Raw genomic sequence first — 13,772 nt, forward strand, 5'->3', positions numbered from 1 at the left:
CTTAGGCGTCCCCCAACGCTGCGATGACCAGCGAACTGCTGCGCTGGCAATAGGCCGACAGCACCTTACGGATCTGCACCAGGTCACGGGCCAGCACGGCGGCGAGCAGTTGCTCGAACAACACCAGGTACTCGCTCATGGACGCCTTGCGCTGATCCAGGGCCAGGTAATAGGCGCGGTTCATTGCCGGCTGCAGATTCTCGACGGTTTCCTGCAGGTAGGGATTGTTGGCGAAGGGGTACGCGGCGCGCATCACGTTGAAGCTTTCTTCGACAAAGGCGCGGATGTCGCCGCGCTCGTAGCTGCCTTGAAGACGTTGCTGGATTTGCAGGAACGGCGCCATGTCGGCGTGAGCCTGCCAGCCTTCGGCGACTGCATTGCCGAGCAGGATGTACATCTCGCCCATCAACGTGCACAGGCTCTGCACCTTGTGTGCCGTGAGCTCGGTGACGTGGGCGCCACGGCGCGGCAGGATCGCAATGAGGTGACGGCGCTCGAGGATCAGCAGGGCTTCGCGCACGGAGCCACGGCTGACGTTGAGCGCCAACGTGACTTTCTGTTCCTGGATGCGTTCCCCAGGCTTGAGATCGCCGCGAATGATGCGTTCGGCGAGGTGGTGAGCGATTTGCTCGGCGAGACTGTCCGGCGCCTTGAACGTCATGTTTTCCCTTCAAAATCTGCTATCGGTACAAGCGCGGCAGTGTAGCGCATTGGCCCGCTGATGGCGCTACGCCCACAGCGGCGAATTTGGCATGAAATAAGCAACCGTGAACAGCCAAACGCCGCCAAAAACGCCGGTTTCAGAAGACTGGACCATAATTGAACGTGTTGTGATCGCATTTTCTTGACCCTTAAGTCAAAAAATAATTGACCGAAAAGTCAGAGATGACTAGATTCGGCGCAAAGCGGTTAACAACAATAATGAGTCTGCGAGGCCTTCCGTGATCCAGTTTTTACTTAACCAGGAACTCCGTAGCGAGCACGCCCTGGACCCCAACCTGACTGTGCTCAATTATTTGCGCGAGCATCTGGGCAAATCCGGTACCAAGGAAGGCTGCGCCAGCGGCGATTGCGGTGCGTGCACCGTGGTGGTCGGCGAGCTGCATACTGACGATCAAGGCGCCGAGCAGATCCGTTATCGCAGCCTCAACTCGTGCCTGACCTTTGTGTCATCCCTGCACGGCAAGCAACTGATCAGCGTCGAAGACCTCAAGCACCAGGGCCAATTGCACAGCGTGCAGCAAGCCATGGTGGAGTGCCATGGTTCACAATGCGGCTTCTGCACCCCAGGCTTCGTGATGTCGTTGTTCGCCCTGCAAAAGAACAGCACCGCCCCCGACAACGGGAAAGCCCATGAAGCCCTGGCCGGTAACCTGTGCCGCTGCACCGGTTACCGCCCGATCCTCGCCGCCGCCGAACAGGCCTGCTGCAATAAACCGGTGGATCAGTTCGACAGCCAACAGGCGCAAACCATCGCCCGCCTCAAAGCCATCGCTCCCACGCAAACCGGCGAACTCAACAGTGGCGACAAGCGTTGCCTGGTGCCGCTCACCGTAGCCGACCTGGCCGACCTCTATGACGCCTACCCGCAAGCCCGACTGCTGGCCGGCGGCACCGACCTGGCGCTGGAAGTCACGCAGTTCCATCGCACCCTGCCGGTGATGATCTACGTCGGCAATATTGCCGAGATGAAACGTATCGAACGCTTCGACGACCGCCTGGAGATCGGCGCCGCCACGGCCCTCTCCGACTGCTACGAAGCACTGCATCACGAATACCCGGACTTCGGTGAATTGCTGCACCGGTTTGCCTCGCTGCAGATCCGCAACCAGGGCACCCTGGGCGGCAATATCGGCAACGCCTCGCCCATCGGTGATTCGCCGCCGCTGCTGATCGCCCTGGGCGCGCAGATCGTGCTATGCAAGGGCCAGACCCGCCGCACATTGGCGCTGGAGGACTACTTCATCGACTACCGCGTGACCGCGCGCCAGGACAGTGAATTCATCGAGAAAATCATCGTCCCAAGAGGCCATGCGCTGTTCCGCGCCTACAAGGTGTCCAAGCGCCTGGACGATGATATTTCGGCGGTATGCGCAGCCTTCAACCTCACGCTCGACAATGGCGTGATCAGCCAGGCACGGGTGGCATTCGGCGGCATGGCCGCCACCCCTAAACGCGCACAACACTGCGAAAGCGTGCTGGTGGGCGCAACCTGGAACGCCGCTACCGTAGAGAAAGCCTGCGCCGCACTCGCCCAGGATTTCACCCCGCTGTCGGACTTTCGCGCCAGCAAGGAATACCGCCTGCTCAGCGCCCAAAACCTGCTGCGCAAATACTTCATCGAACTGCAGACTCCGCACATCGAGACTCGGGTGACCGCTTATGTCTAACCATCACGCCGTCGTTAAAACCCAGGCCGAACTTGTCGAGTTGTTCACCCAGGACCTGACCTGCGGAGTCGGTCGCAGCGTCAAGCATGACAGCGCCACCAAGCACGTCAGCGGTGAAGCGCAGTACATCGATGACCGCCTGGAATTCCCCAACCAGTTGCACCTGTATGCGCGCATGTCCGACCGCGCCCATGCACGAATCATCAGCATCGACACCGCGCCGTGCTATGCCTTTGAGGGCGTGCGCATCGCCATCACCCACAAAGACGTGCCGGGGCTCAAGGACATCGGCCCACTGCTGCCCGGCGACCCGTTGCTGGCCATCGACACCGTGCAGTTTGTCGGCCAGGTGGTGCTCGCCGTCGCCGCCCGCGATCTGGACACCGCGCGCAAAGCCGCGATGGCCGCAGTGATCGAATACGAAGACCTGGAACCGGTGCTGGACGTCGTCCAGGCCTACCGGAATAAACACTTTGTGCTCGACAGCCATACCCATCAACGCGGGGATTCGGCCGGCGCCCTGGCGACGGCGCAGAATCGCCTGCAGGGCACCCTGCATATCGGCGGCCAGGAACACTTCTACCTGGAAACCCAGATATCTTCGGTGATGCCCACCGAAGACGGCGGCATGATCGTCTACTGCTCCACCCAGAACCCCACCGAAGTGCAAAAGCTGGTGGCCGAAGTGCTCGACGTGTCGATGAACAAAATCGTCGTCGATATGCGCCGTATGGGCGGCGGCTTTGGCGGCAAGGAAACCCAGGCCGCCAGCCCCGCGTGCCTGTGCGCGGTGGTCGCGCACCTCACCGGCCAGCCGACCAAGATGCGCCTGCCGCGCGTCGAGGACATGCTGATGACCGGCAAGCGCCACCCCTTCTATATCGAATACGACGTGGGCTTTGACGACAACGGCCGCCTGCACGGTATCAACCTGGACCTGGCGGGTAACTGCGGCTGCTCGCCGGACCTGTCCAACTCGATTGTCGACCGCGCGATGTTCCACGCCGATAACGCGTACTACCTGGGCGACGCCACGGTCAACGGCCACCGCTGCAAGACCAACACCGCGTCCAACACCGCCTACCGTGGCTTCGGCGGCCCCCAGGGCATGGTCGCCATCGAGGAAGTCATGGACGCCATCGCCCGCCACCTGGGCCTGGACCCGCTGGCCGTGCGCAAGGCCAACTACTACGGCAAGACCGAACGCAACGTCACCCACTACTACCAGACCGTCGAGCACAACATGCTCGAAGAGATGACCGCCGAACTCGAGGCCAGCAGCCAATACGCCGAGCGCCGCGAAGCGATTCGCCTGTACAACGCCCACAGCCCGATCCTGAAAAAAGGCCTGGCGCTGACCCCGGTGAAGTTCGGTATCTCGTTCACCGCCAGCTTCCTCAACCAGGCCGGCGCGCTGATCCACATCTACACCGACGGCAGCATCCACCTGAACCACGGCGGCACCGAGATGGGCCAGGGCCTGAACACCAAAGTTGCCCAGGTGGTGGCCGAAGTGTTCCAGGTGCACATAGACCGCGTACAGATCACCGCCACCAACACCGACAAAGTGCCCAACACCTCGCCGACCGCCGCCTCCAGCGGTGCGGACCTGAACGGCAAGGCGGCGCAGAACGCTGCCGAAACCATCAAGCAGCGCCTGGTGGAGTTTGCGGCGCGCAAGTACGACGTCAGCGAAGCGGACGTCGAGTTCCACAACGGTCACGTGCGTGTGCGCGAGCAGATCCTGACGTTCGAGGCGCTGATCCAACAGGCGTATTTCGCCCAGGTGTCGCTGTCGAGCACCGGGTTCTACAAGACCCCGAAAATCTTCTACGACCGCAGCCAGTCCCGTGGCCGGCCTTTCTATTACTACGCCTTTGGCGCGGCGTGCTGCGAAGTGATCGTCGACACCCTGACCGGCGAATACAAGATGCTGCGCACCGACATCCTGCACGATGTAGGTGCCTCGCTGAACCCGGCCATCGACATCGGCCAGGTGGAGGGCGGGTTTATCCAGGGCATGGGCTGGCTGACCATGGAAGAGCTGGTGTGGAACGACAAGGGCAAACTGATGACGAACGGCCCGGCCAGCTACAAGATCCCGGCGGTAGCGGACATGCCGCTGGACCTGCGCGTGAAGCTGGTGGAGAACCGCAAGAACCCGGAAGACACGGTGTTCCACTCCAAGGCCGTGGGCGAGCCGCCGTTCATGCTCGGCATCGCGTCGTGGTGTGCGATCAAGGATGCCGTCGCGAGCGTAGGCGACTATCGCCATCAACCGAAAATCGATGCACCGGCGACGCCGGAGCGGGTGCTGTGGGGCTGTGAGCAGATGCGGCAGTTGCAGGCGGCGAAAGCCGTTGAGGCTGAAACCGAGATGGCTTCGCTTTAGACCGAGACGCTGCCATTGGGGGCAAGCCCCCGATAGTGGCCTCACAGACACCACAAGAGGTGACTATGAATAACTGGATCAGCGCCTTGGCCGACCTGCAAAACCGTGGCGAGCCCTGCGTACTCGTGACCATCATCGAAGAACTCGGCTCCACCCCACGCAACGCCGGCTCGAAGATGGTCATCAGCGCGGCGCAGACCTTCGACACCATCGGCGGCGGGCACCTGGAATACAAGGCCATGCAGATCGCCCGGGACATGCTCGTGCGTGGCCAGCAGAACACCCATCTGGAGCGCTTCAGCCTGGGCGCCAGCCTGGGACAGTGCTGCGGCGGGGTGACGGTGCTGCTGTTCGAACCCATGGGTCAGGTGCAGGCGCAGATTGCGGTATTTGGCGCCGGCCACATCGGCCGTGCGCTGGTGCCGTTGCTGGCAAGCCTGCCGTGCCGGGTGCGCTGGATTGATTCACGCGAGCAGGAGTTCCCGGAACATATCCCACAGGGCGTGCGTAAAATCATCAGCGAAGAGCCGGTCGACGAAATTGCCGCCCTGCCGGCGGGCAGTTACTGCATCGTCATGACCCACAATCACGCATTGGACCTGGAACTCAGCGCCGCCCTGCTCAAGCGCAATGACTTCGCCTACTTCGGCCTGATCGGCTCGAAGACCAAACGCGTGAAGTTCGACCACCGCCTGCGCGAGCGTGGTTTCGACGCCGCACAGTTGCAACGCATGCGCTGCCCCATGGGCCTCACCGAGGTGAAGGGCAAATTGCCCGTGGAGATCGCCATCTCCATCGCCGGCGAAATCATCGCCACCTACAACGCCAATTTCGGCCAGCACACCGCGAGCGCCGAACCCATTGCCAAACTGCTGCCGGCGTCGCGTCGCAGCCAAGCTATCAATTGAGAAAACCATGCCTTTGACTCGCAAAGCCTACCGTGCGGCCATCCTGCACAGCCTCGCCGACCCCGCTGAAGTGGGCATCGAAGCGTCCTACGAATATTTCGAAGACGGCCTGCTGGTGGTCGATAACGGCCGGATCAGCGCCCTGGGTCACGCCAGCGACCTGCTGCCGACCCTGCCGGCCGATATCGACATCACCCATTATCAGGACGCGTTGATCACCCCCGGCCTGATCGACACCCATATCCACCTGCCGCAAACCGGCATGGTCGGCGCCTACGGCGAGCAGTTGCTGGACTGGCTCAACACCTACACCTTCCCTTGCGAAAGCCAGTTCGCCGACAAGGCCCACGCCGATGAAGTGGCGGACATTTTTATCAAGGAACTGCTGCGCAACGGCACCACCACCGCCCTGGTGTTCGGCAGCGTGCACCCGCAGTCGGTCAATTCGTTTTTTGAAGCGGCCGAGAAACTCGACCTGCGCATGATCGCCGGCAAGGTGATGATGGACCGCAACGCGCCGGACTATCTGACCGACACCGCCGACTCCGGCTATCAGGAAAGCAAGGCGCTGATCGAGCGCTGGCACGGCAAGGGCCGCCTGCACTATGCGGTCACGCCTCGCTTTGCGCCGACCAGCACGCCAGAGCAACTGGCGTTGGCCGGGCAGTTACTCGGGGAATACCCGGACCTGTATATGCAGACGCACATCAGCGAGAACAAGCAGGAAGTCGAATGGGTCAAGGCGCTGTTTCCAGAGCGCAGCGGCTACCTGGATGTGTACGACCATTACAAGCTTCTCGGCGAACGCTCGGTGTTCGCCCATGGCGTGCATCTGTGTGATGAGGAGTGCGCGCGCCTGGCGGAGACCGGCTCGGCGGTGGCGTTCTGTCCAACGTCGAACTTCTTCCTCGGCAGTGGCCTGTTCAATCTGCCGATGGCCGAAAAGCACAAATTGAACGTGGGCCTGGGTACCGATGTGGGCGGTGGCACCAGCTTTTCGCTGCTGCAAACCCTGAACGAAGCCTACAAGGTCATGCAGTTGCAGGGCGCGCGGTTGAGCCCGTTCAAATCGTTGTACCTGGCCACCCTGGGCGGCGCGCGGGCGCTGCGTTTGGAAGACAGGATCGGTACGTTGCAGCCGGGTACCGATGCAGACTTTTTGGTGCTGGACTACAACGCCACGCCGCTGCTGAGCTATCGCTTGAAGCAGGCCAATCACATTGCCGAGACGTTGTTCGTGCTGATGACGCTGGGGGACGACCGGACGGTGTTACAAACCTATGCGGCCGGGCAGTTGGTGCACCAACGCTGATCCGCCACACCAATGTGGGCGCGGGCAAGCTGCTCCCACATTTCTGATCGGGTTTACAACTTTACCGACGAGCGCCCTGGCTTCTTGGTCTGCAGCAGGTGCGAGAACACCGCGTGCAGATCATCCGACGCGCTCTCTTCATCAAGGTTGAGCTTGCTGTCGATGTGATCCATGTGATGCATCATCAGGTTCACCGCCAATGCCGCGTCCCGCGCTTCGATCGCGTCGATCAACTGGGTGTGTTCATCGTAGGAACAGTGCGAGCGGTTGCCGCTTTCGTACTGGGCGATGATCAATGAGGTCTGGGACACCAGGCTGCGCTGGAAGCTGATCAGCGGTGCGTTTTTCGCCGCTTCAGCCAGCTTGAGGTGGAATTCGCCGGAGAGGCGGATGCCGGCACCGCGATCACCACGGGAGAAGCTGTCACGCTCGTCGTTGACCATCTGGCGTAATTCGGCCAGTTGCTCGGCGGTGGCATGCTGCACCGCCAACTCGGTGATTGCGCGCTCCACCAGACGTCGGGCCAGGAACACCTGGCGCGCTTCTTCGACGCTGGGGCTGGCCACTACCGCGCCGCGATTGGGCCGCAGCAACACCACGCCCTCATGCGCCAGGCGCGACAGGGCGCGACGAATGATGGTGCGGCTCACGCCGAAAATTTCGCCCAGTGCCTCTTCGCTCAATTTGGTTCCGGGCGCCAGGCGTTGTTCGAGGATCGCCTCGAAGATATGTGCATAGACGATATCGTCCTGGGTTCCACTGCGACCGGCCTTGCCGGCACGCGGTTGTTTCTTGAGAGGTTGCAACTGTTCGTTCATGGGCACTCGGGTCGGGAGAACGGCGGCGAATTAACGGTAATACGGCAACGCGGGGTCGCTGGCAAGTATCACCTAAAAGCGTGGCACATTGTACACAACCGAATGCGCCAACACACTGTACGGCTGTTTGCGGCCTCCGCTGTATTGCAATGAGTGGTTACGTTTGAGTTTAGGCTTGAATCCGCGCCTTCACCGGTAAAAAGCCTCAGGTAAAAGGAACACCGCCCATGACCCACGCTACACAAGCGCGTCTGCGCCCGCTGGCAGACACGTCGCCCTCTGCCATCGTCGCCGGTTTTATCGCGATGATGACCGGCTACACCAGCTCGCTGGTGCTGATGTTCCAGGCCGGCCAGGCCGCCGGTTTGACCACCGCGCAAATTTCGTCGTGGATCTGGGCGATTTCCATCGGCATGGCGGTATGCAGCATCGGCCTGTCGCTGCGCTACCGCACACCGGTCACCATCGCCTGGTCCACGCCGGGCGCGGCGCTGTTGATCACCAGCCTGGGCGGTGTGAGTTATGGCGAGGCCATCGGCGCCTACATTACCTGCGCGGTGCTGGTGACGATCTGCGGGCTGACCGGCAGCTTTGAAAAACTGGTCAAGCGTATTCCCGCGTCGCTGGCGGCGGCGTTGCTGGCGGGGATTCTATTCAAGATCGGCAGCGAGATCTTCGTTGCCGCGCAACATCGTACGGGCCTGGTGCTGGGGATGTTTTTCACCTACCTGATCATCAAACGCTTGTCACCGCGCTATGCGGTGCTCGCCGCACTGGTGATCGGCACGCTGCTGTCGGGGCTGATGGGTTTGCTGAACTTCAGCGGCTTTCACCTGGAAGTGGCGACGCCGGTATGGACCACGCCGCACTTTTCATTGGCGGCAACCATCAGCATCGGCATTCCACTGTTTGTGGTGGCGATGACCTCACAAAACATGCCCGGCGTCGCGGTGTTGCGGGCAGACGGCTATAACGTGCCCGCCTCGCCGCTGATCACCGCCACCGGCCTGGCCTCCCTGGTGCTGGCACCGTTCGGCTCCCACGGCATCAACCTGGCCGCGATCAGCGCCGCCATCTGCACCGGGCCCCATGCCCATGAAGATCGTAACAAGCGCTACACGGCAGCGGTATGGTGCGGGGTGTTCTACGGGATTGCCGGGGTGTTCGGCGCCACGTTGGCGGCACTGTTTGCCGCGCTGCCCAAAGAGTTGGTGCTGTCGATTGCGGCGTTGGCGTTGTTTGGCTCGATCATCAATGGCTTGAGCATCGCCATGAATGAGCCGAAGGAACGGGAAGCGGCGCTGATCACCTTTATGGTCACCGCGTCAGGCTTGACGTTGTTTTCCATCGGGTCGGCGTTCTGGGGGATTGTGGCGGGGGTGTTGACGCTGCTGATTCTGAACTGGCGCAAGGCATAAAAAAACGGCGACCCAAAGGTCGCCGCTTTTTTTGTATCACTTAGCCGCGTTGATCGGCTTTTCCGGATACCACACGTCCAGCAGCGGGCTGACTTCAGCCTTGGTCAGCTCGGAACGGGTTTTCAGCCAGGCTTCAACAGCAGCACGCTGCTCTTCGGAAACCGAGCCGCGCTTCTGCAGGCAAACCAGACCGTAGTCATCGCCGCCGACATAGCCCAGACCGTTGGCTTCCATGGCTTCTTTAATGAATGCTTCGAGGAAAGCGTCGATAGCTTCTTCACTCAGGCCTTCGTTGAAGTCCAGGTTCAGTTCGAAACCCAGCTCTTGAAATTCATCAACGCACAGTTTTTTGCGCAGACGCTGGGAACGGTTAGTCGCCATTGGAACAATCCTCTTAAGTAATAACGGGCGGCACTTTAGCAGTTTAAGCCGGCGATTGCCCGACTCTCTGGGACAGGCGGCGCACTGCCTGCAAAAAAACGCCTATTTCCAGCGATGGTTCAGCCACAAGTACGTCAACCTTGGGGCATAATGCCGACACTTTCATGACCAATGAGGGATTTTCTTACATAGCCCTCGCCTTTTTTCACCCTCCTAGAAGTAGGGTTTTATTTCTTATGATCAAATCTTTACGTCCATTGTTACTTGCCGGTCTTCTTCTGCCATTGGCCCTCTGCGCCAATGCCGCCCCAGTCAATAACACCCTTCCACCAAACGTTCAGCAAGCCCTTGCCAAAGCCAAGCTGCAAAACACCGCGCTGTCGCTGGTGATGATCCCGCTCAACGGCCCCGGCACCCCCACCGTCTTCAACGCCGATGTCTCGGTTAACCCCGCGTCCACCATGAAGCTGGTCACCACGTATGCGGCCCTGGAAATGCTGGGCCCCAACCACCAGTGGAAAACCGAGTTCTACACCGACGGCACCCTCAGCGGCGGCGTGTTGCACGGCAACCTGTACCTCAAGGGCGGCGGCGACCCCAAGCTGAACATGGAAAAACTCTGGCTGCTGATGCGCGACCTGCGCGCCAACGGCGTGCAGCAAGTCACGGGCGATCTGGTGTTGGACCGTGGCTTCTTTATCCCGCCGCAATTGCCGGAGTTCAACGACGACGGCAACGACGAGAACAAGCCGTTCCTGGTCAAGCCCGACGCGCTGCTGGTCAACCTCAAGGCCCTGCGGTTTGTCACCCGCAATGATTCCGGACGTGTGATCGTGTCGGTCGAACCGCCGATTGCCAGTATTCGCATCGACAATCAGGTCAAGGCGTCCAACGCCAAGCAATGCACGGGTGACGTGCGCTACAACCCGGTCACCGCCGCCGATGGCAGCGTGACGGTCACCGTCAGCGGCCAGTTGGGCGATGGCTGCAGCTCGCAGACGTATCTGTCGCTGCTGGACCATGCCACCTACACTGCCGGCGCCGTACGGGCGATCTGGAAGGAGTTGGGCGGCAGCATCCAGGGGCGTGATATTCAGGCCCCCGTCCCCAAGGATGCCAAGGTACTGGCCCGCGCATTTTCGCCGGACCTGGCGGAAATCATCCGCGACATCAACAAATACAGTAACAACACCATGGCCCAGCAACTGTTCCTGAGCCTCGGCGCGCAGTTTCGCAACGATGCCGATGGTGACGACGCCAAAGCAGCACAACGTGTGGTGCGCCAGTGGCTGGCGAAAAAAGGCATTACCGCACCCCACCTGGTGATGGAAAACGGCTCAGGCCTGTCACGGGCCGAGCGCGTCAGCGCCCGCGAGATGGCCGCCATGCTGCAAGCTGCCTGGAAGAGCCCGTACGCTGCCGAATACATCAGCTCAATGCCGATTGCCGGCACCGACGGCACCATGCGCAAACGCCTGAAGACCACCGCCATGCGCGGCGAAGCCCACGTCAAGACCGGGACCTTGAACACCGTGCGCGCCATCGCCGGGTTCAGCCGTGATAACAATGGCAACACCTGGGCGGTGGTGGCGATCCTAAACGATCCGAAGCCCTGGGGTGCTTCGTCGGTGCTGGATCAGGTGCTGCTGGACCTGTATCGCCAACCGAAGCTGGCAGCCGCAGCGCCTGTGCTCTAACGGACCGGGGATCAGACAGGCAGGCCGGGCGCTTCAACCCGATCCCTGCCCGCCTGCTTGGCCGCGTACACCGCAGAATCGGCGCGTAGCAACAAACTATCAATGCCCTCGTCGACCCGCCAACTGGCCACGCCAAAGCTGGCGGTAACGATGCCCACCGGGCTCATCGGCTCACCGCGCAGCGACTGCCATAACTCCATCGCCAAACAGTAGGCCTGCTCGCTGTCGGTGTTAGGGCACAGCACCATGAACTCCTCGCCGCCCAAGCGGCAAAACACATCCGTGCGACGCAAGCGTTGGCTGATGCGTTTACATAACTCCTGCAACACCCCGTCGCCGACCGCATGCCCATGCTTGTCGTTGATCCGTTTGAAATGGTCGACATCCAACATGATCACCGACAAGGCCCCGCGGGTGCGGCCGACCCGCACCATCTCGGTTTTGAGACGGTCCTGGAAATAGCGGCGGTTATGAATCCCCGTCAGCGAATCAGTGATCGACAGTGCGCGCAGCTCTTCTTCCACTCGTTTGAGATCGGAAATGTCCGACACATAACCGTGCCACAGCGTACCGCCGCCAGGTAACTCCTCCGGGGTGGCCTCGCCGCGGATCCAGCGCAGACCTCGTTGGGGCAGCAGCACCCGATACTCTTCGCGCCAATGACTCAACTGCAACGCCGACAGGCGAATCGAAGCCCGCACCCGCTCCACATCCAGCGGATGGATACGATCGAGGGCCCGTGTCGCATCCTGCTGCAATATCCCCGTTTCCACTTCATAGATGTCGCGCATGCCGTCACTGGCATAGATAAAGCGCCAGTTCTCCTGGGGTTCCAGCGTGAACTGGAAGATCCCGCCCGGCACATGGGCACTGAGTTTCTTCAGCAAGCGGTCGCGCGCCGCCAAGGCCTCGTAGGCACGTTTTTGTTCAGTAATGTCCAGGTAGATCGCCAGGTATCCTATCCATAAGCCGTGATCATCCAGCAACACGGTGGCCAGCATGTTCACCGTCAACTGGCTGCCATCCTGGCGCACGAGCGTCCATTCGTGGGCTTCGTGCAGGCTGTCGGGGCTTTCGCCGAGCATCGCCTGACTGGCAGGGATGCGCTTGCCCATGGCCACACTCAGGCTGGCAGCGCGCGTCTCCAGTTCCTGCGCCAGGTGCAGGCTCTCCAGGGTCAATTTGCCCACCACCTGCTCAGCCTTGAATCCGAGCATCTGTTCGGCGCCGGCGTTGAATGTATTGATGGTGCCGCGCAGGTCGGTGGCAATGATGGCCACTTGGGTGGCGGCATTGAGCACGCTGCGCAACTGGCCATGGGCGTCACGCACCTCCTGCTCGCGCTGGCGCAGCTCTAAGGTGCGCTCTTCCACCAGTTTCAAGGCGCGTTGACGCTGGCTGACCAGCACATAAAGCAGGGCGCTGAGCAACAGGCTGAGCAACCCGCCCATGGTGAGGATGGTGGTCAGGGATGAATGGTTGGCCTGGTCAAATACCTGGCTTGGGCGCAGGGTCAGCGCATACACATGGTCGCCCAAGGTCAGTCGGCGCGCGCCGACCAGATCGCTGTCGCCCACAGTATTACTGGACGCGTAAAGCATGCGTTTTTGCAGGTCGGAGGTATCGACAATCTGCATCACGAGGTTGTCCCGCTCTGGATTTGGCAGCCCGTCGGCCACCAGCTGACGCATGCTGATCACCGCCATCACATAGCCTCGAAACTGATCCTGGGACTGTTGCGAAGCAACCGGTGCCACCAGCAGCACGCCCGTGGCGTAAGCGGGCTCTATCCCCACTAATTGCATTGGCTGGGACACCGCCAGCATGCCGCTCTTTTGCGCCCGCTCCAGCGTCGAGCGCCGCAGGGGCTGGGCCAGCAGGTCAAAGCCCAGCGGCGAACCCAACAGGCTTTGCGTCTGGCTATAGAGCACCGGCACGTATTCATCGCGCTCAGGCGACGGGGCCAGCTCACCAGCCGCATTCAATTCACGGATAACAAAGGGCGTACCGCTGAGCCGGGACTGCTCTTGCTCGAACCTGCTGCGCTGCTCGCGAAACACCCGGGGCGCCCAGGCGTAGGCACGGGCCCGCGACAACAGGGGCTGGGCGAAACCATCGAATTCTTCGCGGGAAACATCGTCGGAGTTAATGAAGAACCGGCGCAGGCTGTTCAAGCGTTGTTCCTGGTCTTCGAAGCGCTCCTGCAGGCGGGTATAGCGTTCATTGGCCAGCAACTGAAAGCGCTGGCGTACCTGCTGCCGGTAAAGGTCAGACGCCGCCCAAGTGAGGACGAGCGTCAGAGCGCACCCCACCAGAAACACCACCAATGCCACCAGCCAAGCCGACGCCTGTTCACTGATAAAGCCAAGGATCTTCGGGCGGACGGCTTGCAACGGCATAGGCAACACTCACAACGCCAGCGTGCGGGGGTGTCACTTTGGCTAGGCCTTAAGTTA

At 61.2% G+C, this 13,772-nt stretch carries 10 protein-coding genes; 6 read left to right on the forward strand and 4 right to left on the reverse strand.

Going from position 1 to position 13,772, the window contains the following annotated elements; genetic code table 11:
- Position 1: 1 nt before the first annotated feature.
- Positions 2-661 (reverse strand): GntR family transcriptional regulator, encoded by a 660-nt coding sequence (locus KZX66_RS07920; protein ID WP_248078110.1) that lies wholly within the window; start codon positions 659-661, stop codon positions 2-4.
- Positions 662-941: 280 nt separating this feature from the next.
- On the opposite strand from KZX66_RS07920, the gene xdhA reads away from it, so the two are divergent.
- The 4 genes from xdhA (at position 942) to guaD (ending at position 7,002) form a co-directional block, all read left to right on the forward strand.
- A complete protein-coding gene (xdhA, locus tag KZX66_RS07925; protein WP_248078111.1) occupies positions 942-2,390 on the forward strand; it encodes a xanthine dehydrogenase small subunit in 1,449 nt (482 codons plus the stop codon).
- On the forward strand, positions 2,383-4,782 hold the full coding sequence (gene xdhB, locus KZX66_RS07930) for a xanthine dehydrogenase molybdopterin binding subunit (protein WP_248078112.1): 2,400 nt from the start codon (positions 2,383-2,385) through the stop codon (positions 4,780-4,782). Before xdhA ends, xdhB begins: the two co-directional genes overlap by 8 nt.
- 65 nt (positions 4,783-4,847) lie before the next feature.
- Positions 4,848-5,690: a xanthine dehydrogenase accessory protein XdhC gene (xdhC, locus tag KZX66_RS07935; protein ID WP_248078113.1), complete on the forward strand. Its 843-nt coding sequence runs from the start codon at positions 4,848-4,850 to the stop codon at positions 5,688-5,690.
- A 7-nt stretch (positions 5,691-5,697) separates the two neighbouring features.
- Positions 5,698-7,002 (forward strand): guanine deaminase, encoded by a 1,305-nt coding sequence (gene guaD / locus KZX66_RS07940; protein ID WP_248078114.1) that lies wholly within the window; start codon positions 5,698-5,700, stop codon positions 7,000-7,002.
- 53 nt (positions 7,003-7,055) lie between these two features.
- On the opposite strand, the gene KZX66_RS07945 is transcribed toward guaD, so the two are convergent.
- Positions 7,056-7,820, reverse strand: coding sequence for a GntR family transcriptional regulator (locus KZX66_RS07945; RefSeq protein WP_003175499.1), 765 nt, complete (start codon positions 7,818-7,820; stop codon positions 7,056-7,058).
- Between the two features lie 227 nt (positions 7,821-8,047).
- On the opposite strand from KZX66_RS07945, the gene KZX66_RS07950 reads away from it, so the two are divergent.
- Positions 8,048-9,238: a benzoate/H(+) symporter BenE family transporter gene (locus KZX66_RS07950; protein ID WP_248078115.1), complete on the forward strand. Its 1,191-nt coding sequence runs from the start codon at positions 8,048-8,050 to the stop codon at positions 9,236-9,238.
- A gap of 36 nt (positions 9,239-9,274) precedes the next feature.
- Here the strand turns inward: KZX66_RS07950 and KZX66_RS07955 are convergent, their stop codons facing one another.
- On the reverse strand, positions 9,275-9,619 hold the full coding sequence (locus tag KZX66_RS07955) for a YggL family protein (protein WP_003193255.1): 345 nt from the start codon (positions 9,617-9,619) through the stop codon (positions 9,275-9,277).
- 236 nt (positions 9,620-9,855) lie between these two features.
- On the opposite strand from KZX66_RS07955, the gene dacB reads away from it, so the two are divergent.
- The gene (dacB, locus tag KZX66_RS07960) at positions 9,856-11,316 is read left to right on the forward strand and encodes a D-alanyl-D-alanine carboxypeptidase/D-alanyl-D-alanine-endopeptidase (protein WP_248078117.1); all 1,461 of its coding nucleotides are present in this window, start codon (positions 9,856-9,858) and stop codon (positions 11,314-11,316) included.
- Between the two features lie 11 nt (positions 11,317-11,327).
- Here dacB and KZX66_RS07965 read toward each other — a convergent pair whose 3' ends face one another.
- Positions 11,328-13,715, reverse strand: a complete 2,388-nt coding sequence (locus KZX66_RS07965) for a diguanylate cyclase (RefSeq protein ID WP_248078119.1) — start codon at positions 13,713-13,715, stop codon at positions 11,328-11,330.
- Between the last annotated feature and the right edge of the window lie 57 nt (positions 13,716-13,772).

It is taken from the genome of Pseudomonas sp. EYE_354 (assembly GCF_023148575.1).
GTDB lineage: Bacteria > Pseudomonadota > Gammaproteobacteria > Pseudomonadales > Pseudomonadaceae > Aquipseudomonas.

Bases quoted from the DNA above. Each gene is read 5' to 3' on its own strand.
- dacB (WP_248078117.1), top strand. From the start codon at position 9,856: ATGATCAAATCTTTACGTCCATTGTTACTTGCCGGTCTTCTTCTGCCA.
- KZX66_RS07965 (WP_248078119.1), bottom strand. From the start codon at position 13,715: ATGCCGTTGCAAGCCGTCCGCCCGAAGATCCTTGGCTTTATCAGTGAA.
- xdhC (WP_248078113.1), top strand. From the start codon at position 4,848: ATGAATAACTGGATCAGCGCCTTGGCCGACCTGCAAAACCGTGGCGAG.
- xdhB (WP_248078112.1), top strand. From the start codon at position 2,383: ATGTCTAACCATCACGCCGTCGTTAAAACCCAGGCCGAACTTGTCGAG.
- KZX66_RS07955 (WP_003193255.1), bottom strand. From the start codon at position 9,619: ATGGCGACTAACCGTTCCCAGCGTCTGCGCAAAAAACTGTGCGTTGAT.
- KZX66_RS07920 (WP_248078110.1), bottom strand. From the start codon at position 661: ATGACGTTCAAGGCGCCGGACAGTCTCGCCGAGCAAATCGCTCACCAC.
- KZX66_RS07950 (WP_248078115.1), top strand. From the start codon at position 8,048: ATGACCCACGCTACACAAGCGCGTCTGCGCCCGCTGGCAGACACGTCG.
- guaD (WP_248078114.1), top strand. From the start codon at position 5,698: ATGCCTTTGACTCGCAAAGCCTACCGTGCGGCCATCCTGCACAGCCTC.
- KZX66_RS07945 (WP_003175499.1), bottom strand. From the start codon at position 7,820: ATGAACGAACAGTTGCAACCTCTCAAGAAACAACCGCGTGCCGGCAAG.